Annotated in this window: 18 protein-coding genes; 11 read left to right on the top strand and 7 right to left on the bottom strand. The window is 69.5% G+C overall.

The genetic code is table 11. The features are described 5' to 3' along the window. Window positions 1-150 precede the first annotated feature (150 nt). Window positions 151-2,502, top strand: a complete 2,352-nt coding sequence (locus AB0G16_RS05690; protein WP_362799123.1) for a hypothetical protein — start codon at window positions 151-153, stop codon at window positions 2,500-2,502. Between the two features lie 81 nt (window positions 2,503-2,583). On the opposite strand, the gene AB0G16_RS05685 is transcribed toward AB0G16_RS05690, so the two are convergent. From AB0G16_RS05685 to AB0G16_RS05675, 3 genes are all read right to left on the bottom strand, one after another. After that, window positions 2,584-3,501, bottom strand: a complete 918-nt coding sequence (locus AB0G16_RS05685) for a MerR family transcriptional regulator (RefSeq protein WP_362799121.1) — start codon at window positions 3,499-3,501, stop codon at window positions 2,584-2,586. An 80-nt stretch (window positions 3,502-3,581) separates the two neighbouring features. Further along, window positions 3,582-4,361, bottom strand: a complete 780-nt coding sequence (locus AB0G16_RS05680; protein ID WP_362799118.1) for a hypothetical protein — start codon at window positions 4,359-4,361, stop codon at window positions 3,582-3,584. A gap of 734 nt (window positions 4,362-5,095) precedes the next feature. Next, window positions 5,096-5,374, bottom strand: a complete 279-nt coding sequence (locus AB0G16_RS05675; RefSeq protein ID WP_362799115.1) for a hypothetical protein — start codon at window positions 5,372-5,374, stop codon at window positions 5,096-5,098. Window positions 5,375-5,690: 316 nt separating this feature from the next. On the opposite strand from AB0G16_RS05675, the gene AB0G16_RS05670 reads away from it, so the two are divergent. The 4 genes from AB0G16_RS05670 (at window position 5,691) to katG (ending at window position 9,893) form a co-directional block, all read left to right on the top strand. Further along, window positions 5,691-6,353 (top strand): hypothetical protein, encoded by a 663-nt coding sequence (locus tag AB0G16_RS05670; protein WP_362799112.1) that lies wholly within the window; start codon window positions 5,691-5,693, stop codon window positions 6,351-6,353. 298 nt (window positions 6,354-6,651) lie between these two features. Then, entirely contained in the window at window positions 6,652-7,083 is a 432-nt protein-coding gene (locus AB0G16_RS05665) for a hypothetical protein (RefSeq protein WP_362799109.1), read from the top strand. Window positions 7,084-7,175: 92 nt separating this feature from the next. Further along, on the top strand, window positions 7,176-7,607 hold the full coding sequence (locus tag AB0G16_RS05660; protein WP_362799106.1) for a Fur family transcriptional regulator: 432 nt from the start codon (window positions 7,176-7,178) through the stop codon (window positions 7,605-7,607). 15 nt (window positions 7,608-7,622) lie between these two features. Then, window positions 7,623-9,893, top strand: coding sequence for a catalase/peroxidase HPI (katG, locus tag AB0G16_RS05655; protein ID WP_362799103.1), 2,271 nt, complete (start codon window positions 7,623-7,625; stop codon window positions 9,891-9,893). Between the two features lie 238 nt (window positions 9,894-10,131). On the opposite strand, the gene AB0G16_RS05650 is transcribed toward katG, so the two are convergent. Beyond that, the gene (locus tag AB0G16_RS05650; protein ID WP_362799100.1) at window positions 10,132-10,938 is read right to left on the bottom strand and encodes a cellulose binding domain-containing protein; all 807 of its coding nucleotides are present in this window, start codon (window positions 10,936-10,938) and stop codon (window positions 10,132-10,134) included. A gap of 540 nt (window positions 10,939-11,478) precedes the next feature. Between AB0G16_RS05650 and AB0G16_RS05645 the strand changes: the two genes are divergently transcribed. Then, window positions 11,479-11,754, top strand: a complete 276-nt coding sequence (locus AB0G16_RS05645; RefSeq protein ID WP_362799097.1) for a hypothetical protein — start codon at window positions 11,479-11,481, stop codon at window positions 11,752-11,754. Window positions 11,755-11,930: 176 nt separating this feature from the next. On the opposite strand, the gene AB0G16_RS05640 is transcribed toward AB0G16_RS05645, so the two are convergent. The 3 genes from AB0G16_RS05640 to AB0G16_RS05630 are packed head-to-tail and all read right to left on the bottom strand — an operon-like array spanning window position 11,931 to window position 15,905. After that, entirely contained in the window at window positions 11,931-13,208 is a 1,278-nt protein-coding gene (locus AB0G16_RS05640) for a tetratricopeptide repeat protein (protein ID WP_362799094.1), read from the bottom strand. Further along, on the bottom strand, window positions 13,198-14,448 hold the full coding sequence (locus AB0G16_RS05635) for an MFS transporter (protein WP_362799092.1): 1,251 nt from the start codon (window positions 14,446-14,448) through the stop codon (window positions 13,198-13,200). The genes AB0G16_RS05640 and AB0G16_RS05635 overlap by 11 nt, the downstream gene beginning before the upstream one ends. Next, window positions 14,448-15,905, bottom strand: a complete 1,458-nt coding sequence (locus AB0G16_RS05630) for an FAD-dependent oxidoreductase (RefSeq protein ID WP_362799089.1) — start codon at window positions 15,903-15,905, stop codon at window positions 14,448-14,450. The genes AB0G16_RS05635 and AB0G16_RS05630 overlap by 1 nt, the downstream gene beginning before the upstream one ends. A gap of 312 nt (window positions 15,906-16,217) precedes the next feature. On the opposite strand from AB0G16_RS05630, the gene AB0G16_RS05625 reads away from it, so the two are divergent. Genes AB0G16_RS05625 through AB0G16_RS05605 form a run of 5 tightly spaced genes read left to right on the top strand, consistent with a single transcriptional unit; the run spans window position 16,218 to window position 22,242 of the window. Further along, window positions 16,218-17,201, top strand: a complete 984-nt coding sequence (locus AB0G16_RS05625) for a cupin-like domain-containing protein (protein WP_362799087.1) — start codon at window positions 16,218-16,220, stop codon at window positions 17,199-17,201. Then, on the top strand, window positions 17,191-18,519 hold the full coding sequence (locus AB0G16_RS05620; RefSeq protein ID WP_362799084.1) for an ABC transporter substrate-binding protein: 1,329 nt from the start codon (window positions 17,191-17,193) through the stop codon (window positions 18,517-18,519). The genes AB0G16_RS05625 and AB0G16_RS05620 overlap by 11 nt, the downstream gene beginning before the upstream one ends. Continuing rightward, complete coding sequence (locus AB0G16_RS05615; RefSeq protein WP_362799081.1) at window positions 18,504-19,517, top strand: ThiF family adenylyltransferase; 1,014 nt, start codon at window positions 18,504-18,506, stop codon at window positions 19,515-19,517. Before AB0G16_RS05620 ends, AB0G16_RS05615 begins: the two co-directional genes overlap by 16 nt. Beyond that, complete coding sequence (locus AB0G16_RS05610; protein ID WP_362799078.1) at window positions 19,514-20,902, top strand: hypothetical protein; 1,389 nt, start codon at window positions 19,514-19,516, stop codon at window positions 20,900-20,902. The genes AB0G16_RS05615 and AB0G16_RS05610 overlap by 4 nt, the downstream gene beginning before the upstream one ends. Continuing rightward, a complete protein-coding gene (locus AB0G16_RS05605) occupies window positions 20,899-22,242 on the top strand; it encodes a TldD/PmbA family protein (RefSeq protein ID WP_362799075.1) in 1,344 nt (447 codons plus the stop codon). Before AB0G16_RS05610 ends, AB0G16_RS05605 begins: the two co-directional genes overlap by 4 nt. The last annotated feature ends 29 nt before the right edge of the window (window positions 22,243-22,271 follow it).

Here is a 22,271-nt window from a genome sequence, read left to right as displayed (position 1 = left end):
GGCCCCGTCCCGTCGCTCCGTGCGGGCGGGGGCCGGAGTGTTTGAGGCGACGGCGGTCCGCGAGAGCTCCCGCTCGCACAGCTTGATCGATTTCCCGGTGACTCGCTAGGGTTGGGCGCTTCGACCGCTCCGCCCTCCCGAGAGATGGCCATGCGCCGCTACCGTTTCGGCAGGATCGCCGCCCCGATCGCGCTCGGCCACCTCGCCGTGATCGTCGTGCTGGGCGTCCTCGCGCTGACCACCGGCAAGGGCGACCTCCTGTGGAAGGTCGTCACCCGCGAGTCCGGCACGAGCTGGTTCCCCGGCTTCCGCGAAGAGGACTTCACCGTCCCGCGGGGGCTGGCGCTCCTCCTGGTCCTCGCCGGGGCACTCCAGGCGTGGGCCCTGTGGCAGGTGCTGCGCGGGCGCGTCCGCGGCGAGCTCGCGCACCGGGGCGGGAGGACCGGCCTGCTGCGGCTCGCCCTGTACCTCGGTGTCGGGTACGGCCTGGTCCTCGTCGCCGGTGCCCCGCTGGTCGTCGCGCTGGAGATCTACTGGTTCTGGACGGTGGCGGGGATCGCCTCCGGCCTCGTGCAACTCGCCCTTGTCTGGCTGTTCTTCGTGGTGCTGCGTGACACCGTCTCCCGGGGGCCGCGGCTGTTCTCACTCGTGGTCGGGCTCGTCGCCTGCGCGAGCGGCATCGGCGAGGAGATCACGAGCGCCTTCGAACTGCACTCCGCCACGCGGATCCTCCACCTCGCCGGAGGGTACGGCCACCTCTGGACGGCGTGGTGCGTGTCGATCCTGATCGCCCAGGCCAGGGACCCCCGCTGGAGCGCGGCGACCGTCCGGGCGGGCGTCGTCGCGCAGGTGCTGTCCCTCCTCCAGCCCAGGGGGATGGTCACCTTCGGGGGTGGCGGGTTCCCCCACATGCCCACCGTCTACTCCCTCCTCGGCGCCGTCAGCGTCTTCGGGCTGGTGTGGTACGCCAGGACCGCCCACGAACTGGCGAACCCCCTTCCGCGACCGTTCCCGGAGCGGGAGCCGGTACGGCCGGCGGCCCGGTGGTGGCCGCTGCCCGCCGTGGCGGTCCTGCTCCCGCTGATCCCCGCCGCCGTCAACCTCGCGCACGGCAGGTACCTCTGGATCGGCCCCAGGGGCGTGATCGAGCAGTTCGTCCGCGTGGAGGGGGGCAGCGGCAATGCCCTGACATGGTTCTTCCTGGACGCCCTCGTCGGCGTCGGCGGACCCGCCCTGCTGATCCTGGTCGCCGTCCTGCGCCGGACCCGCCGCGCCGTGCGGCTCACGACACAGACGCTGATCACCGCCGCGGCCGTGGGCCTCGTCAGCGCGGTCACCGCGGCGCCCGCGTCGGGGGAGTTCGACGCGTTCCCCTACGAGGGCACGCAGATCTACCCGGGGGAGATGTTCACCCCGGGGAGGGACGGTGAGGTCTTCTTCGGTATCTCACCGCTGTGGTACAGCGCGGCCCTGCTCGTCCCCGCCGTGCTCCTGCTGTTCCTGTACCCGACCCCGCCCACCCGGCGCCCACGCCGCCACGTGCTGGCGACCGCCCTCGCCTCGCTGGTCGTGCTCGGGTTCGTGACCGCGGCCGACCAGCCCCCCAGCCCGGTCACCACGGCCGAGGACTGCGCCCCGGACGAATCGTGGGGGGATGAGCCCGAGAGATCCGGGCTCACCCGGGACCAGCGACTCGTGTGCTCCCTCCGGCAGGGGAACGTGATCAAGTTCTCCGGCACCGCGCCCGACTCCGTGATCCTCGCCCGCGCCCGCTGGATGTGCGGCGTCTACACCCGCGACGATCCCCGGGAGGTCGCCCGCCTCCGGGCGACGGAGGGGCTCGAGCGCGACCACCTGACCTACCCGCTCGCGGAGATCTGCCCCGGCGCCGCCGCCGTGGTCAAGGCCACGGCCGCCGAACAGAGCCAACAGGACCAGGAGTGGGAGGACGACGCGCGGCGCATGTGCGACTCGCGCCCGCGCCACCGCCCGCTCGTCAGGCCGGCCAAGGCGACCCGCGTCAAGGAACCCCAGTGGACGGACTACGGGATACTGGAGGCGTACGAGCCGACCGGGGACGGCGAGGACGGCGGGGACGGCGGGGACCCGTTCGAGGACGGCCTGCTCGAACGGGTCCAGAAGGACGGCCTGGTGGCCGCCCTCCCGGGTCACCTGATGGTCGACACCCAGGCCGACTTCGGCCTCTGCGTCACGCTGGAGACCTACACCCGCCGCCCGCCGGTGGAGACCAGGGGCTGGGACCACGTCGCCGAGGTCGGCTACCGCAGCCCCACCGGCCAGATCGTGCTCGGGGACGACCTGAGCGGCACCGCCCTTCCCGACCTGTCGCTCGACGGCCGTGCGGGGCACTACCGGATCCGCGTGCACCACGACTGGTTCGCGTGGAAGGGACAGCAGCGGGGCGGCCAGCGTCTGCTGATCATGGCATTCCCCGGCAAGGGGGACAGGCCGGTCACGTACCGCAGACCTCCCAGGCGGTGAGCGCTCACCGGGCCTGTCCCGGCCCGGCCGCCGTCCGCCGGGACAGGGGTGCGTGACGCGCGGGCGGGTCGGCGCTCCCGGTCAGTGCGCGGACGCGCGCAGCGCGGCGATGAACCACTCGAAGACGTGCGCGACGGGCGTGAACGGCGCGTTGCCGTTGAGCACCCCCATGAGCTGCCAGTACCGCTCCACCCGCCGGTCGGTGAACGTCTCCGTCTCGTCGGCCGCCCGGCGACGGTCCCCGGCGGGCAGCGCCGGGTCCACGATCCGGTCCACGACCGCCCTGGCCTCGGCCGACCCGGGGGCGACCCCGGCGGCCACGGCGCTCCCGGCGTGCTCCAGGACCGCGGCGAAGTCGAAGGGCTGCGGTCCGGACGCGTTCTCGGGCGCGCTGCCGGCCACCGCCATCCGGCGTGCGCTCTCCTGGAAATCGGGGTCGGCCACGAGGTCGGCGAGCTCCAGCCAGGCCTCCGCCTGTTCCGGAGTGGGGTCGTCCGGCGGATCCGCCGGAAGTCCGCGCATCAGGGTCGCGATGTGCGCTCCCGGCGCCTGCGCGTCCGTGCCGTCGAACGTGCGGTCGACGAAGTCGTCGATCATCCGCTGCCGTTCGCGAGCGGAGAGGCGTGCCATCCTGTTCATGAGAATCATCTCCTCGTTCGTGCTTTCCCGACGGGTGACCGACCGCAGCACCGCCCGGCGCAGCTGGAGGGAACGGATCTGGGTGTCCAGCGCCCGCACGTGCTCCCGCGCCACCTCGGCCACCGTGCACTGTCTGGCCAGGACCTTCCGGACCGTGGCGAGGTCCAGCCCCAGGTCGCGGAGCGTCCGCACCAGGTCGAGCCGGACGGCGGCCTCCGCGTCGTACAGGCGGTAGCCGCCGGCCGACCGGCCCGTCGGCGGAATCACGCCGGCGTCGGACCAGAAGCGGATCGTCCGTACCGGCATGCCCGTGCGATCGGCGAGTTGCCCGATGGTGAGCAGGTCGTCGCGGTCGTTCACCACTGCAGCATCGACCTTCCAGTCACTGGAGAGTCAAGCCGGCCGTTCCGGCGGGCCCGGGAGGAAGGGAGGAGGGACCGTCATCGGATCTCCGGGACGACGTCCACGAGGCTCACCGAGCGGGCCTTCGGATTCTTGGCCATGTGCTCCAGGACGCCCGGCGAGCTGATGACGGTGAAGCCGTGGACGAGGCCTTCTCCGGCGCGTCTCCGCAGTTCCGGCAGATCGAGGCCGAGCCGCTTCAGGGCGGGCGCGTCCTGGGGTTGCAGCAGTGACACCCATCGCCTGAACTCCGCCGTCCTGGAAGTGCTCCCCGGACTTCCGAAGGCGTCGAATCCGCCGACGAGGCCGGGATAGGCGAAGGGCCAGCCGAAGGGTTTCCCGTCCTGGCCGGGCGAGAGCAGGAGCACCTCGTCGAGTCCGATGGCGTGCAGGTCGTTGACCTCCTCCTCGCGCAGGGGGCGCTTCAAGGCGACGACCGCGTGAACGACGGCCCGATGCCGGTTCAGTCTCCTCGGCACGCCGAGCCTCAGCAGACCCGTCGCCTTCGGGTCCCCGCTCCCGAACGAGAACATCGCCTCCGTCAGACGCCACGGCCGGGGTACGGGGAGATGGATCTCCCCGGAGGGGTCCTGCCGGAATTCCGCCGGCGGGACGCGCTGTTCCCCGAGATCCTTGCCGGCCCGCATGCGATGTCCCAGGGGGACCCTCAGGGAGCCGTCGAACGGCGGAATCCTGCCGTCGTGATCGGGGTGCGGCCTGCATTCGTCGTCGGGGACGAGAGTGAATCCCATGCTCTGGTCGGGGTTCGCGACGGCGAACCCCATCAGGACGACCCGGCTGAATCGGGCGCAGTCCATCGGCTCCGTGTTCGATGCGTGCCTCGACAGGTGGAATATCGTTCCGCCCAGCACGGCCATGACGGTGAAAGCCGCCGCCGACGTACGCGCCGGCCCCCACCCGCCGACCGGCCACTTCATCGGAGACCATCCCTCGCATTCCTCGATGTGCCGGTGGAACGGATACCGTCGCCATCCGTCTCCCGACGCGCCTTGAGGAACACGCCCGCGTACGTCAACGGTTCCATCCGGCCCGGATCATTCCGGACGGCCTGTCCGGTGCGACCCTTTCGCCCGGCCTGCCGGCTCATTCTCCATGAGATCCGGGTTCGCGGGGAAAGAAACGCTGGGTAACGGACAAAGCATTCGCCACGGAAAGACTGAAGGCTTCATGCGGACATCCGTCGTGCCGGCGAAGCCGCCCCCGGGAAGCCGAACGGTTTCCGGGTGCCGCCTTCGGACGCGTCGGGAGCCGACCGCGTACGCGGCGTACGCCGTCTGCGTGTGTACCTGCGCCTACGGCCTGATGAAGCCGGCGCAGGCGCTGGGGGCGAACGCCCTGGCGGACAAGGACCCGCTCCCGCCCGAGCTGCGAGAGCGGCTCCTGGCGCGGGACCCGCTCTTCGTGGCCGGTCACTGGGCCCTGTTCGCCGTGGCGGTCGCCGGCATCCTCGTCGCGCTCGCGACCGTGCGCCCGCGGTGCCGTACGTCCCGGCACGCCGGCCGGGACCACAGAGGATCGGGGCGGCCGGCCCCTACCTCCGGAGCCTGGAGCGCATCGCCTCCAGTTCGGCGGCGACCTGGCTCACCTCGCCCGGACACCGGGTCGTCCACGTCGACGTCTCACCGAACCAGTGATCGAAGACCGCGGCGACGGACTCGGCGGTGATGACGTTCTCTCCTCGAACCAGAGCGGCCAGGTCCTTCACCTCGGGTTCGTACTCGTCGTCGGGCGCACCGGCTTTCAGCAACCCTTCGGGGTCGCGGAGCTCGATCATTCGGTGGATGGATTCGAATATCGGGTCGTCCCGCATTTCTCCATGGTCATGCGCCGGGGCAGGGAAGGCAACTCGACAGCCCGGGCGGAGGGCCGCGGTACGGGGCCGTCGGTCGCTCCGCTTCCGCGCGGCGATCGGCTACCCTCGTGTGGATCATGAGGCCAATATGTGGCATAACCCATGAAACGACCGAACCGGCAAGAAAGGCGAGGGTGAATGTATATCGGAGCGACGGGGTGGATCACCTTGGCGGTCTTCTGGCTGATGGTCGGAATGATTCTGTTCCTCATCATCTACGGAGCCGTACGACTGGCTCTCAAGCACGAGCGGCGAAGCCGAGGGCACCGAGGCGATGAGGGACGGAACGACCGGTGAACCCGATCGGGCCGTCGGCGAGTTGAGTGCCCGCGTCCACACGGCGTTGCGCGGCGGTGGTCTTGACGCCGAACCTCTCGTCGAGCTGGCCTGCCTGATGGAGGAGTGGGGCGTGTCCACTCCTGTCACGCGGGAGCTCCTCGAACGCCCCGCCGCCGGGTTGACGGACGCCGACCTGGTCCGGCTGGGCGAGACCCTTCTCGAGGGGATCGGGTTCCGGCCGACCTTCGCCCTGGAACCTGGCCTGCTGACATCGCTGGAGGAGGCGTTGAAGGTCGTGGAGCGCGACGTCCGCGCCGCGGGGATCACCGGGACGCTTCGGATGATCGTCCCTGACTGGGACCCCATGGGCGCGGCATGGGTGGAGTTCCAGGGCATCTGCCAGGGCAACGGCCTCGGCCCCGGTGCCGATGCGCTCTGGGGCGTGGCCGACGCCACCCAGGAAGTGGTCATGGAGGCGATCTGGAGGACGTGGCCCGTCTGTCCCGTGCACGATCGGGGCCTGCGCGCCGAACCGGAGGACGGCATCGCCGTGTGGCGCTGCACGGGCGACGGGACGCACACCGTCGCGCCGGTGGGCGGACTGCCGTCCGGACGGCGCCGGCGATCTTCACCCGGACGGCGTGGACCCGCCTCCTGACGAACCGGAAGCGGACGACTCCGGCGGGCGGACACCCTGTTCCACCTGCCGGTCCGGGGCTGCCTCTTTTCCGGGGGAGGGGATCCGCGCGCGCCCCGGACCCCGATGGCGCCTCCGAGGAAGGGCTGGGGGACTTCGGGCATGAGAGCTTCTACACGGCCGAGCGGCCGGACGGAGCGTACGGCCCCGGCCGCAGATGCGTGCCGCTGCTTCCGCCGGGAGGCGACCTGATCCTGGACGTCGTCGAGGGGGACGCCGCCGTGAAGTGGCTCGGATCAGGAAACACGGAGGTCACGTCGTGACTCAGCCACTCCAGGAAGCGACGCGCGCCGACATCGCGGCGATCGACATCGGCGACATCTGCACGCCCGAGTACACGGTCAAGCTCGAACGCATCAGGTACGAGGCCGCGCTGGTGCTGTCGCGCATCGCCATGCGGCACCTGTTCGCGACGGGCGAGGCCGTGCACGACCCGGAGGCGCCGCCGCCGTCCACCGGGCCGGAGCGGCAGCCGCACTTCTTCCGCAAGCGCCTGATCGAGTACCTCGCCGACCGCGGCGACCTGGTCCGCGACGGCTACGTCTACCGCCCCGCCCCGAGCTGGTACGGCGCGCGGCGACCCCCGGGGACGTCTGCCTCGCCGGGGTGTCGTCGCCGGACACGGCCACCATGGTCGCGCTGCGCGCCGTCGAGCCGGTGGCCGTCCTCGTCCCCGGCGCGGTGCCCGTGACCTGCGTCCCGAGGCCCCGGCCTGCCCGCGGCCTCGAACTTGAATCACTCATTATCTTTAATTGTTCATGTTTATTGGGGTATGTTGGGGTCATGACCGCATCCCAGCCCCCGACCACCGCCGAGGAGCTTCGAGGTGCCGGCCTGCGGGTGACGGCGGCCCGCGTCGCGCTGCTCGAAACCGTCCGAAACGGTGATCATCTCGGTGTCGAGGCGCTCACCTCGGGAGTGCGTGACCGCATCGGCCAGGTCTCCCTCCAGGCCGTGTACGAAGGTCTTCACGCGCTCACCACCGCGGGGCTGGTCCGCCGCATAGAACCGCCGGGCAGCCCGGCCCTGTTCGAGGGGCGGGTCGGCGACAATCACCACCACATCGTGTGCCGGTCGTGCGGTGTCGTCGCCGACGTCGACTGTGCGATCGGTGAGGCGCCCTGCCTGACCGCGTCCGACGATCACGGCTTCGCGATCGACGAGGCCGAGATCATTTATTGGGGCGTGTGCCTCAACTGTTCCACCGCCAGCTGATCCGGAAGGATTTTCATGACCGAGAACCACGACGCGACCGTCTTCGACCCGAAGAGCGGGGGTGCAGCAGGCGGTTGCCCGGTCGCGCACGACTCCGTGACCGCGCACGGCAGCGAGAGCGAGAACCCGGCCATCGACTCGCCGACCCCGAAGACCGGCGGTCGCCCGCACACGAACCGGGACTGGTGGCCCAACCAGCTCGACCTGTCGATCCTGCGCTCGCACTCCTCCAAGAGCACCCCGCTGGGGGAGGGTTTCGACTACGCCAAGCAGGTCGAGCAGCTCGACGTCGAGGCTCTCAAGCGGGACATCACCGAGGCCCTCACCACCTCGCAGGACTGGTGGCCGGCCGACTTCGGCCACTACGGCGGCCTGATGATCCGGATGAGCTGGCACGCGGCGGGCACCTACCGCATCCACGACGGTCGCGGCGGGGCCGGCGACGGCTCCCAGCGTTTCGCCCCGCTCAACAGCTGGCCCGACAACGCCAACCTCGACAAGGCCCGCCGCCTGCTGTGGCCGGTCAAGCAGAAGTACGGCCAGAAGATCTCCTGGGCCGACCTGCTCGTGCTCGCCGGCAACGTCGCCCTGGAGTCCATGGGGTTCAAGACCTTCGGCTTCGGTTTCGGCCGCGAGGACATCTGGGAGCCCGAGGAGATCTTCTGGGGCCCGGAGGACGCCTGGCTGGGTGACGCGCGCTACGTCGCCGACAACGAGATGACGCCGGACGTCGGCGCGGCCGAGATGGGCCTCATCTACGTCAACCCGGAGGGTCCCCGCGGCAACGCGGACCCGGCCGCGGCGGCGTACTTCATCCGCGAGACCTTCAGGCGGATGGCGATGAACGACGAGGAGACCGTCGCCCTCATCGCCGGCGGCCACACGTTCGGCAAGACCCACGGCGCAGCACCCGCGGACGGCCACGTGGGCCCCGAGCCCGAGGGCGCGCCGCTGGAGACGCAGGGGCTGGGCTGGCTGAGCACGTACGGCACCGGCAAGGCCGGTGACACGATCACCAGCGGTCTCGAGGTGACGTGGACCGACGTGCCGACCCAGTGGAGCAACCGTTTCTTCGAGATCCTCTTCGGCTACGAGTGGGAGCTCACCACGAGCCCCGCCGGCGCGAAGCAGTGGGTCGCGAAGGACGCCGAGGCGATCATCCCCGACGCCCACGACCCGTCGAAGAAGCACAGGCCGACGATGCTCACGACCGACCTGTCGCTGCGCGTCGACCCGGCGTACGAGAAGATCTCCCGCCGCTTCCTGGAGCACCCCGAGGAGTTCGCGCTGGCCTTCGCCAAGGCCTGGTACAAGCTGCTGCACCGCGACATGGGCCCGGTCAGCCGCTTCCGCGGGCCGTGGGTCCCCGAGCCCCAGCTCTGGCAGGACCCGGTGCCGGCCGTCGACCACGAGCTGGTGGGCGAAGACGACATCGCCGCCCTGAAGACCAAGGTCCTGGAGTCCGGCCTCACGACCGCCCAGCTGGTCTCCACCGCCTGGGCCTCCGCCGCGAGCTTCCGCTCCACCGACAAGCGCGGCGGCGCCAACGGCGCCAGGATCCGCCTGGAGCCGCAGCGGAACTGGGAGGTCAACCAGCCCGAGCAGCTGGCGACGGTCCTGGACACCCTCGAGGGCGTCCAGCGTGAGTTCAACGAGGCCGGCGGCGCGAAGATCTCGCTCGCCGACCTGATCGTGCTGGCCGGCTCGGCCGCCGTCGAGAAGGCGGCACGCGAGGCCGGCGTGACGGTGACGGTGCCGTTCCGCCCGGGCCGCACCGACGCCACCCAGGAGCAGACCGACGTCGAGTCCTTCCAGGTCCTCGAGCCCCGCGCCGACGGGTTCCGCAACTACCTGGCCGACGGCGTGAAGCTCCAGCCGGAGGTGCTGCTCGTCGACCGCGCCTACATGCTCAACCTGACGCCGCCGCAGATGACCGTCCTGGTCGGCGGCATGCGCGCTCTCGGGGCCAACGTCGGCGGCACCCGGCACGGCGTCCTCACCGACCGGCCCGGCGTGCTCACCAACGACTTCTTCGCCAACCTGCTCTCCCCGGGCACCCGGTGGAAGGCGTCGGAGTCCGAGGAGCACGTGTACGAGATCCGTGACGTGAACACCGACGAGGTGAAGTGGACCGCCACCGCGGTCGACCTCGTCTTCGGCTCCAACTCCCAGCTCCGTGCCCTCGCGGAGGTCTACGCCAGCCAGGACGCCTCCGAGAAGTTCGTGACGGACTTCGTGGCGGCCTGGACCAAGGTCATGGAGCTCGACCGGTTCGACCTCGCCTGATCCGTTCCCGCCCGACGAGCCCGGCCGAGCCACCACGCCCGGCCGGGCTCGTCCGTCGTCGCTCGTCCGTCACCGCCTCCCCGGCATCCGCGAGCGGCCGTTTCCCGAGAACGCCGCCGTCTCGGCGTGCCGGCCCGGGGCGGCTGTCCCCATCGCTCCCGGCGAAGGCGACACCGAGCCCGGTACGCCGGGGCGGGCCGCCCGGTGCCCCGCCCGCCGCCGGCGACCCGGCGGAGCGCTACCGGTCGTCGTCCTGCTCGACGGCGTTCCACAGGACGGCGCTGCTGCCGGTGATCTGGCTGCTGCGGGTGTCGAACGTCGCCTGACCGTCCACCGCGTCGTCGTCCTCGGCCGCCGTCACGGTGAGAGGCTGCGGGACGTCCCAGTCGTCCGGGGTGAAGGTCAGCGGCGGTCCGGCGGACAGGTCCGTGTCACCGGAGACCCGCGCGGTGCCCACGACGACGTTGCCCGGGGGCCGCCGGCTCAGCCGTACCTGGACGCTCGCCGTGCCGCCCTCGGGCACCGTGAGCCTGGAGGGGGAGACGAGGATCCGCAGCCGCTCGGGGGAGGGCGGGGTGGGGGTGGGGGAAGGGGTGGGGCTCGGCACCAGCTTGACCGTGCACGGCACACCGTTGAGGGCGAAGTCCGTCGGCGGCGGGTTGCCGCCGGTCCAGGACCCGTTGAAGCCGATGCCGAAGGTCCTCCCGGAGGGGATCGATCCGCCCCAGCTGGGATTCCTCGCGGTGACCAGCCGGCCGTCCTGGCTCCACTGCGCGCTGAAGCTGCTGGTGATCTGCTGGGTGCCGGGGAACGTGAAGGTCAGCGCCCAGCCCGAGAGCGGGTCCCCGGTGTTGGTGATGTCGATGTAGGCGGCGAAGCCACCCGACGAGGTACCCCAGGTGTGCGAGGTGTAGGTCACGGCGCAACCGGCCGCCGCGTCGGCGGCGGTGGCCGTGACCCCCATGACGGCCCCGGCCGCGAGGAGCACGGTGGCCCCGGCCGACGTCAGAACCCTCTTCCGTGACGAGCCCTTGCCGAATCTCACGAATGATCATCCTCCCGTTGGGACACCCCGTCGGCCGCCGTCCGTCCACGTCGGCGGTTCCAGGTTCGGACGGTTCTCGGAGGATGTACAGACACCGCCGGCGCCCGTGCGGTCATTCCTCCCGGAGTTCGTACGCGGCCCGGGAAAGGGCCTTTCAGACCTCGGGAAACGCCGCCCACGCACCCGCCGCCCAAGTGGGGCGGCAGGCGGGACCCATGAAAGATTCACGCGGCCCGGCGGCCCGGCGGCCCGGCCGGTGAGCCGCCGGTGCCCCGTGCGGCGGTCAGCGGGCTGTCTCCGCGCGGCGACCAGCGGGACGGGGGCGCGACCCGTCGCCTTTTGAGCGGTGGCGCCTGTGGTGAAAGGATGCCGGCATGACGTCGATCCGAAAGGGCGATGCCGCGTAGGCGCCCGAAGATCCTGCGCGCCGAGCGGTGGATCCCTCCCGAGAACGTGCCCGTCCGACGTATCCGGGGTGTGTCCGCCCGAACCCGGGCGGCTGTCCGCCGCGTCGAGACCGAGCACATGTGGCCCGACGCCGTGGCCGAGGCACTGAGCCGGTTCGCGCGGGTTTTCAAGCAGCCCGGCCGCTACCTGGATGCGTCCGAGGTCTGGGAACCCGGCCTTGAGATCGAGGATGCCAGAGATCGCCTGGAAGAGGTCATGCGGCGCCTGCCCGAAGGTGCCCGGGCAGATCTCGGCCGGTTGCTGGAGCGACTCGATCGCGAGCTCGAGCGGCGCACTCTGCCGGACCCGGTGCTGATGCGTGAATCGGCGAGTGATCACTGGTGGTGGTGGCGCCTTCGGGAGCGCTGACCGGCGCTCGCACGGCGCTCGCACGGCGCTCGCACGGCGCTCGCACGGCGCTCCACGGCGCTCGCACGGCGCTCGCACGGCGCCCGAGACAAGAAGGGCAAGGTGGTGCGTGACGAGCGGACGACCTCCAGGTCTCGATCGGCGGCCCGAAAGCGGCGCCGTCTCATGACAGCGGCTTACGTATCCCTGACGGGAGCGGCCACGGTGTTTCGTGACGATTGGAATGAGCCGGTGATTTCATCTCGCCCGGCCAGATGCCGTTCTGGGCTGTCCGTGTGACTGTCAACCGCGGAGCTCGGGTTGGCCGTCGACACGAACTCGGTCCGTTTCCTGGCGGCCTCACAGGAGGCGGCCAGTCCCACGTGGCCTACCCTTCGGTAGGACTGTTCCGCGAGAGCGTAGTAGGAGGAAGCCTCTTTCGGGTCGGCGCGCTCCTCGGCTGTCCGCGCCAGGCCCAGGAGCGCGTGGGATTCCCCGAGTTCGTTTCCTATCGCTCGGTAAAGGCGGTGGGAGTCCCGGTACGCCTCTTCTGCGTCCCGGGAGAAGCCGGCAGTCAGGCGGACGGTGGCCAGCCCCAGGAGCGCTCCCGCCTGACCGAGACGATCGTTGAGCTCCTGGTAAGAGGCGTAGGCGTCGGTGTAGGCGGTCTGAGCGGCGGCCGGCTCTCCGGCGAGACGGGCAAGGTCACCCAGGCTTTTCGCCGCGTTCGCGCAGCCGAGCCGGTAACCGATGGTCTCGCAAAGATCTAGCGCCTCCCGGTACTCCCGCCCGGCGGAGTCGAAGTCACCGAGTCGGAGCGCGATGTCCCCCAGACCGAAGGCCGCGTACGCTTGACCGAGGCGATATCCGACACGGACGTACACCGAGCGGGCCCTTCGGTAACCGTTCCGGGCGGCCTCGTGGTTGCTCCGCATGGCATCCAGGTCTGCGAGTCCTTTGGCGGCACCGGCCTCGCCCAAGAGGTCTCCCGACCTTGTGAAGAGGCGCTGGGCCACGCCGTAATTGTCTTCGGCTGCGGCGATGTCTCCTTGCGTCTTGGCCAGATATCCGAGCCCCTTGAACGCCTCGGCTTCCCCCGTGTCGTCGCCGGAGGACCGGGACAGCTCAAGTGCGTTCCGATAGGAGCGGCCGGCCCCCTCGTAGTCGTCCTGGAGGACGCGGAGGTCCCCAAGCCCCCTGAACGCGGAGGCCTGTCCTGCTGGATTCCCGGCCTTGGCGAACAGGGCGGCGGCATCGGTGTAGCGATCACGGGCCGTGGAGTGGTCGTCGCGCATGCGCGCGACGTCGCCCATGCCCTTCAGGGCTCGGGCGAGTTCCACCGAGAGGCTGTGCGGCTCGAGGAGGTTCGCTGCCTCCCGATAGATGGCCTCGGCCAGGTCGTATCGGCCGTGCAGGAAGTTCCGCGCGGCTTCGTCGAGGAGCCCGGTCACGGATTTCGCCGACTCAGCGGGCAACCGCGTCCTCCCTGGTCCATCTGCCCTTGCGCAGGGCGGGCAGCCACAGGACGAACGCCGCGATCGGCACCGCCGCGTACCAGGCCACGCCGCCCGACGACCCGAACCGGTCGATCAGCCACCCCATGGCCAGGTAACCGAGTCCGATCAGAGCGGACTCGATAAAAGTGATCACTGAGAGCAGGCTTGCCCGGAATCGGGAGGGAACCGCCTCGTTGAAGACGTTGTCGATGACGACCGCGGTGATGTCGGGGACACCGATCACCAGAAGGAAGAGGCCGGCGGTCAGCCAGGGGTTCCCCACCCCGGTCAAGGCCAGGCCGGCCGCCAGGGCCAGGACCGTCAGCGGGACGAGGGCGCGCAGGGGGATCCACTCGGCGGCACGCACAGCGAGCAGCGGGGTGGTTCCGCTGACCAGATAGGCGACGGAGATGACCAGCGCCACGAGCGCGGTCGGAGCGCCCTGGTCGCTCAGGCTTCCCTGGGTGAAGATGAAGTACGGAGTGGTCGTCGCGTGCATCAGTCCCGACACGATGACGAGGCTGGCCAGCCGGGGTGTGAGGATCGACATCAGGGCGCCCCGCCGGGACGGGACGGGATCGTGTGATCCTTCGTCCTCGGCCTCGTCCGTCTCCGCTCCGCGTAGTTCCGGGACGCGGGTCAGCAGGAGCACCGCAGCCAGGATCAGCGCGCAGCCTGAGACGGAGTAGACCAGTTCCCAGGAGAATCGCTGGAGAAAACCTCCCAGAGCGATGGCGAGTCCCATGGTGGTCGCTCCGAATGCCGCGTACCGGGACTTGACGCGGAGGTACTCCGTCTTCAAGCCGCGCTGCCGGAGCAGGTCGTAGAGGAGCGCGGTCTCGGCTCCCGAGACGCAGGCGAATGCCACGCCCTGCAGCAGGAACAGGCCGAGGAACACCGGGAACCCGCCGGGAAGGAGGATCTGGCCCAAGACGCACAGACCGCTGAGGAACTGCCCGATCACGATACTGGACCGCCGGCCGAACCGGTCGGCCAGAATCCCGGTCGGGATCTCCGCCAGCGCGCTGGACAGGTAGAGGACGGTCTGCAGCAGGGCGATCTGCGCGGCGGAGAACCCCTGGTGCACCAGGTACAGCACGAAGACGCCGCGTTGCAGCAGCGTGTTGCTGAGCACCGCGTAGACGTAGAAGGGAAAGACGATCCGCTGGGCGAGAGCGGCCGGAGGATCCGCCGGAGCGGTGCGAAGAGGACCGGTCATCAGACGGCTTGCCCTGGCTGAAGAAGTGATTTCACCCTGAGGTAGGCCTCCCGGTCGGATCCGGTCTCGCTGAATGCGCCCGAGACCAGGAACGGAACGATATCTGGAGAGAAACCGAATCTCACTCCCAGGTCCTCGTACATTCGGGCCATCCCTGGGATGAACATCGCGGGAAGCGCGTCATGGCGCCACAGCCGGGGCAGGACGAGGGATGCCTCGAAACCGGTGCACGCCGCCTGGTACGAGCTCTCCCCGACGCTCTCTTCCACCGACATGGAGCCGATCGGCCGGCGCGTCGGGTCGAAGGGGTGCTCATAGCGGTCCTCTGCGCCGAGGAGGTCGTCGGCCACGATCCTGGCGATGAGAGGCGAGTTGTGGAAGCCGTCCCTGTAGGTGCCGGTGGCGATGTAGAGACCTTCGAGCGGTCCCCGTCCGAGGAGCGGATAGGTGTCCAGCGACACCGGGCGGTTCCCGATCCGCCACTCGTCGATCTCCGCGAAGGAGAACGAGTGATTGAGCTGATCGATCGCGCACTGCAGGAGGAAGTGGGACAGGCCGGCGGAAGTGCGGGTGCGCGGCTCCGCGAAGATCAGGTTGGTGGCGCCCACATAGTCCCGGCCGTCGGGCATCGGGATCGCGTGCAGGCCGCAGGAGCCGGCCCGGGTGACACTGCGGACGACATGGTCGAAGGGTCGCGCGTTCGGCCGATGCGTGATCAGCGAGATACCGGCGCCGGCGAAGACCGGCTGGACGTCCGCCGGGTCCAGCACCGTGTCGAGGATCGGTGTGGTGAACGCGCCTGCCGCCACCACCACCGTGTCTCCGCTCCAGGACTCGCCGTCGGCCGTGAGCACGCCGGTCACCCGATCGGCTGTCCGGATCAGTGCCTTCACCTCCCCGTCCACGAAGGCGACACCCCGGGCCACGAGCGCGGCCGTCAGCGTCGAGTAGAAGGATCCGCTCTCGACGGCCCCCTCGTCAGGCAGGAACAGAGCACGCAGAGGCCGGGCGGACGGGGTGGGGGCCAACCCCGCGATCTTCCGGGGGTCGGTGACTTCGTGCGTCGCTCCGAACTCGGCCGCTGCGGCGATCATCGCATCGAAGTTCTCGGAATCGAGATCTCCCGACACGGTGTTCTCCAGCACGACCGTGCCGTCCTTCGTCGGGACGGGAGGCAGGCCGCCGGCCTCCTCGACCCGGTCGAGCCAGGTCGGCCAGAGGGCCAGGGAGTCCCGGCACATCGCGAACTTCGCCCGGGACGCTTCGCTGATCAGGGTGTATTTGGTGACCTCGGCGAAACAGTTCAACATCGCCCCTGAAGCGGATGTTCCAGCCCCCGTCCGAGATCTTGGTCCCACGATCGAGATACGGGTCGATGGGCTTCTTCGAATCAACTCGAAGGCCGCCGAGAGTGCCAGGATTCCATTTCCTGCGAACAGGACATCCGAGGAGTTCACCCAGCAGATCTATCGCACGAGGGTGTTCGAGTCAAATGTTTTATGTATTGACTGTGTCCGCGACAGATTGCTACCGTCCCGAACGGTTATAGGCGGAGGAGTCGCCGTGCGGCGGTTCCCGCTTTTACTACAGTGGGAAGAAGGAGCTGAACATGGAAAAGGGCATGGAGAAGGACACCGTCGAGCAGGTCGGTGACCGTGAGTCCGTCGAGCTGCGCTTCACCGACCTGAGCAGCCCGGACATGGTGGCGGGCCTCGCCCGCCGCTGCTAGAGGTTCAGCCTCCTGCGGCATGCCGCAGGAGGCATTTTCAATGTGCCAGCTGGAAAGCATTGGAGATCTTGTCTTGAGGATCCAGGCCCGCCCGGTACAGGTTGTTGACGCAGGCGACGACTCATGCCTTGAAGACTTCGGCGAGCCGGTGCTGTTCCGTGGAATGCAGCGTGGATGGCCTGCGGGCACCTCTTGGAGTGCTGATTTCTTCGCAGAGCGCTACGGCGACGCGCCGGTCCCGGTGCGCAGCTATCCCCCAGGTTCGGAATATGAGTTCAGTGTCGAGCGGGACACACTGGGTAATTATTTGAATTACTGGCGGGAGACCGATCCCGACCCGGACTGCGCGGGGCGTCGCCTCTACCTGGCCGAGTGGAACTTCACCCGCGATTACCCCGAGCTTTCGGATTTCTTCCAGATCCCCGCGCTCTTTTCGGACGACTGGATCGATCGGCTCCCCGAGCAGGTGAGGTTCGGGCGCATGTGGCTGTTCTTCGGGGAACCGGGGTGCTCGACCGGACTGCACACGGACACGTTCTCCACCAGTGCCTGGCTAGCCATGATCTTCGGACGCAAGGCGCTGCGTCTCCTCCACCCCTCCCGTTCCGGAGCCCTGGCCAGGGGGGACAGCCTCTGGGATGAGAAGACGCTGTCGAGGATCCTGCCGGACGGGGATACCGGCCTGCTCCTGGAAGTCGTCCTCGGTCCCGGGGAGACGCTGTACATTCCGGGCGACTGGTACCACGAGGTGCGCAACCTCGACCGCAACCTCATGCTCACCGCCAACTTCGCCGAAGAACGGAGGCTGCTTTCCTTCCTCGAGCGGTTCGAGTCCCGGCTCACCGAGCCGCTGACGCGGCTGCGCGAGCTTCGGAACGAGCACGTACGCAGATGGCGGGAGCGGGAGTGCCGCACCAGTGAGCTGGACAGCGCGGAGTTCCGGGACCGTCAACTGGTGTGGACGGACGAGGTGACCGCGGGCTTGACGGATTACCGTCGGACGCTGACCGGCCTTGGACACTGATCTGATCAGGATGGCGTTCGACTCCATGCCGGAGACCCTTGCCCCGTCCCTGCTCGCCGACCATAGCGGTCTTCAGTTGGCCGCCCTCACCACGCTGCCCCTGCTGGCCTCGAACCGGCCCGGCGAATCCCCCGTCCAGGTAGGGGCCGTCGACCACGCCGTCGATGACGGGTTCCGGTACAGGTTCACCGTTCGCCGAGGGTTGCGACGACGGGACGGAAGCGCGCTGACCGCTGCGGACTACCGGGACGCGCTGGTCCGCGCGGCCGGGTCCGGAACGGTCGTCGGCTACTGGCTGCGGAACGTCCGCCGGGTCGACGTGGCCGGTCGAGACGTCCTGGAGATCCACCTGCACACCCCGGACTTCGGGTTCCCCGGCCTGCTCGCACTGCCCGGGCTGGCCCCGGGAACGGATCTGCACGAAGGCGCGGGCCGGTACCGGCTGGTCAGAGCCACCCCGCGCGTGCTCGCACTCGAGCCGACCGGCAACCTGGCGGACGAACACCCGCGTCGCCGAATCGTCGTCCGCAGGCTCAAAAGCCCTGACCTGAACGTGGCACGTTTCGTATCCGGTGAGATAGACGTGACCTCCGACACCGCGTTTCCGTACGCGCGGCTTCCGGAGTTCCGGGGCGGAGAGGAACTCCAGGTCCGGCAGATCGGCGTCTTCGTCGCCTTGTGCTTCGAAGGAGACCTCGCCGGCGACTCAGGCCTCCGCGTGCGGCGGGCCGTACACCGGGCCCTGATGGAACCGCCCCTGGAGGATCTGCTGCCGGGACCGCTGCTGAGGACGTCCGGCTTCCTGCCTGCATCCGGCTTCGACGCGGCGTACGCGCTCGCGGTGAACCGGCGGACCGCCGCGCCGTCCTCACGCCCCGTTCGTCCGGGAAGGAGCTATCGCCTCCTCTACGACACCTACTACCCGAACAAGGAGATCGCCAGGGCGGTGGCGTGCGTTCTCCGCGACGCGGGGATGAACATCCGCCTGGTACCGGACCGGTACGAGAGGAGAGCCGAGTCCGGAGAGCTCCGGCTGAACCTGTTCCGGGCCATGCGCGGAGACCTGCTGGGGGTTTACCGCGGGCTGGCCTTCCTCGATCTCGTCCGTGCGACGAACCTGTTCCCCGCTTTCGACAAGACCTTGTACGCGTTCGACGCCCGCCCGCACCACCTCGCCGAGGCACGACGTGCGGCGGACGAGCTCGACACGATGATCGCGGACAGGGCGGTCTGCGTCCCGATCGCCGAGGTACCCGGGATCTGCCTGGCCCGGTCCGCCCGTCTTCCCTGGGAGTGGTCCGCATGCTCACTGAGCTGAGAGAGAAATTCCCCGTCGGCATGATGCTCACCGAAGAGGTGACTGTCACCTCGGACGAGGAGGGAACTCTCACCTTTCACGGCGAGCGCGGGTTCCGGGTCGACGGCGGGGGCGAGGGGCTCGCGGGTTGGGTCAGGGAGCTCGTTTCCGGCGTGTCCTGGTACGACCTCGACAGGGCTGAGGACCGCCACCCCGAGCTCCTGCGCGAACTGGCGGCTCGCGGCATGCTCGTCGCCAAGCCGCCGACGGACGAGCCCGGCCAGCTCACCCGGCAACTGCGCTGGCTCGCTCACCGCAGCTCCCGCCCGGACGAGCCGCAGGCGACGATCGCCGCGCATCGGGCGGTGATCCTGGGCTGCGGGGGTATCGGATGCCTGGCGGCGACACACCTGGCCGCGATGGGCGTGGGGGAGCTGGCGCTCGTGGACCACGACCTCGTGGAGATCACGAACTTCAACCGGCAGCTGACCTACCGGCGCTCAGACCTCGGCAGGCCCAAAGCCGAGGCGCTCGGCGACTTCCTCGCCGAGCGCTACCCGGCCACCGAGGTCTCGACTCTGAACGCCTTCGTGGACACCCGGGCCGCGTTGGAGGACAACGGCCTGGTGGGCGGTTCGGGCACGACGTTGTTCTGCTGCGCGGACCGCCCCGCGGGGACGCTCTCGGCTCTGGTGGCACGGGTGGCGCGCGAGCACGGGACCCCCGTGCTCTTCGCGGCCGCAGGACTCACCGAGGCCGCGGTGGGGCCGCTGCTCACCGCGGACGGCACCGTGCCGTTCACGGAAGAGATGGATCGGGTGGGCACGGTTGCCGGCCGATCGGTCCACGATCCGATCATGGGTGCCTCCCTCGCCCCGGTGAACACCGTGGCGGCTGCCTGGATGGTCTTCGCGTGGCTGAACGGAGTGATCCTGCGGCGTCCGGAAGGGACGGCCGATCGCAGGCTCGTCCTGGACCTGGAACGCCCTGGCGTGCGTGAGGAGAGGACCTGGAAGTGAACTTTCCCCCCGTGGAAGTGCGGTACGGCAGATGGGACGCCCCGCTGTCGGGAAGCGCACGAGAGCTGAGGGACCTTTTCGGCGTGGACACCGCGTACAAGGGCGTCACCGTTGCCTCTGTCGAACTTCGGCTCGATGGGATCACATTGATCACCGGCTTCAGCGGTACCGGGAAATCGAGCCTGCTGCGCGAGTTGCGGCGCACCGGACGGGTGCGGACCATTGAAGATCTTCCTGAGATCGGTCCGCGCGACCGGGTCATCGACCTGTTCGACGGCGAGGTCCGGCGGAACGTCTCATGGCTCGGCCGGTTCGGCCTGGGCGAGCCGCGGCTGATGATGTCCAAGCCCGAGCACCTGTCCGAGGGACAGTTCCACCGGCTTACCCTCGCCCGGCTCGCCCGGCTCGCCCGGCTCGAAGGCGCGGTGATCGCGGTCGACGAGTTCTGCTCCACCCTCGACCGGACAACGGCCCGGGTCATCGCACACGGTTTCCAGAAGGCATGCCGAACCACGGGGGTCGACGCCGTCGTGGCGACGGCCCACGACGATCTCGCGGAGTTCGTGTGCCCGGACGACCATGTGCATCTGGACTTCGACGGCGGGGTGGTGCGGTTGCCGCCGCCGGGCCCGGGACTCGCCCGGTGGATCGCCGAGGAGTTCACCGAGGGCCGGGGGGACCGCGCCGACTATGACCGTCTCGCCTCGTACCATTACCGGTCCGACGACGAGCGATGGATCGACTGGGACAACCTGGTCACCGAGGTCCGCACGGTGAAGGCCGGGGACCGGATCGCCGCGGTGAAGGTCTTCTGCCGGCCGTTCCCCCAGGGGTTCGAGATCTTGCCCACCCTCAAGGCGATCAACGCCCGGCTGCTCAGCCAGGAGCGGGTGATCGTCCATCCGGCCTTCCGCGGGCTCTCGCTCAACTCCCTGATGTGGCCGAGCGAGGGGGGCGCGAAAACGCTGGTGGCGCAGTCGGCCCTGGGAGCCTTCTTCCCTTTCAACCTCCGGGTCGGCTATCGCAGGGTGGACCACCCGTCGGAGTCACCGGCCCCAGCCCAGCTCGCCATGGTGTCGGCCCTGCAAAAGTTCGATCCGGATGTCAACCTCAACTCGGTCGAAGCCGTTCGGAGACTGCTCGTGGAGCTGGACGACAGGCAGGTGGAGCGGATTCGGGCCTTGGTGGCGACGGCCCTCGAGGACTGCACTTGCCGGCAGATCGAGTTCCTGGCGGAGCTCGCGGACGTCGAGCCCCTGCCCTCCGACCTGGAGTCGGTACGCGAGATCGTCGGCAGAGCCGTGCGAGCGGCCGACCGGGACGGCCTCGCCCTGTTCGTGGAGACGGCGGCACCGTTCCGGATGGCCGGGTTCGTTCGTCCATGAAGGCTGCGGCGGATGAGCTGTGCCTGCGGCTCCAGCGACTGCGGGACAGGAACGGCATAGCGATCGAGATCTTCGCGGAGTCCGCCAGGGAGCGGGCGTACCGCTTGGCGGGCGGTGTGCTCGAAAGAGAGCCGGAAGAGGCCAGGGAAGGGTTCGCCATCACGGTGGACCACTGCGGGAAGACGTCCGGGCTCGGTGCGAACGGGCTGTCCACCGCGCATGTCCAGGGCGGACTCGCCGCGGTATCGGCCAGGGCCGGCGTCCAGGCGCTGGGCTCTTCGCGGCTGGTCGGCCTGCTTCAGCGCGTCCTCACCGAATGGCGATCCGACCTTGTCGGGTTCTCGCCAGGCTGGGAGAGAACATGTGCGGATCTTCTGCTCTCAACGGAAGGCGCAGCCGGCGCGGCCCTCAGCGGGTTCAAAGCAGATTACTCCGGATCCCTGCGGTCCTTCCTGACCCTTGGGCCGTACGGCTGGCACCGTTCTTCCCCTCAGGAGCACCACCTCCTCGAATGCCGGGCGATGGCCGGGCCGGCCAATGGGTACAGGCGTGCCGGAACACGTGACCGGTCGCGATGGACGCGGTGGGCCGATCAGGCCGTGGCGCACGCAGCCGAGGCAGGAAGGGTCGCCAGAGCCAAACGCGACGCTCCCGCCGTACGGGAGCGACGGATGGCTGTCGTCGCGGCGAGCGGCTCCAGCGGAGCACTCGCCCATGAGCTTCTCGGCCACCCGCTGGAGAGCGATGTGGCGTCCAGCGGAGCGGCAGGCGTGAAGTGGACGGCCGGAGACCAGATCTGCCCCCTCCCGCTGAACGTCTTGGATGATCCGTTCGTGCCGGATGGGTGGGGCAGCTACACCCACGACGACACCGGTCATCCTGCCTTTCGGAGAAGAGTCGTCCAGGACGGGGTGGTCACCTGCCACATCGACGGTGCCGGCAGCCGGAGACGGCAGTCCTTCCGGTGGCAGCCCATACCTCGAATGAGCAATCTTTGCGTGGAGGCGGGGCCGGATCGCGCGGACAGCCTCCTCGCAGGAGCGGGTGAGGGCCTCTACCTGGTGCGGCTCGGCGCGGGCAAGGTATCGGACGACGGCCGGTTCGCCGTCGGAGTCGCCGAGGCCTACCGGATCCGGAACGGAGCGCTCGCGGAGCAGGTCGCTGACTGCGTGGTCGAAGGCCGCGTGGCCGAGACGATCTCACACATCGAAGGGATCGGAAACGATCCGGCGATGGGGAGCCCCGCTGCCTGCGGCAAGTTCGGCCAGGACATCCCGGTCGGCGACGGCGGTCCCACCCTGCTGATCACAGGACTGACGGTCCGCCCGGGCTCCCTGTGACGTCGCCCGGGCTTCGAAGCGTATGTAAG

The organism is Streptosporangium sp. NPDC023615 (assembly GCF_040640155.1).
Classification (GTDB): Bacteria; Actinomycetota; Actinomycetes; order Streptosporangiales; family Streptosporangiaceae; genus Streptosporangium.
Note: the sequence above shows the minus strand (reverse complement) of the source record. Positions and strands in the feature narration are given on the sequence as shown.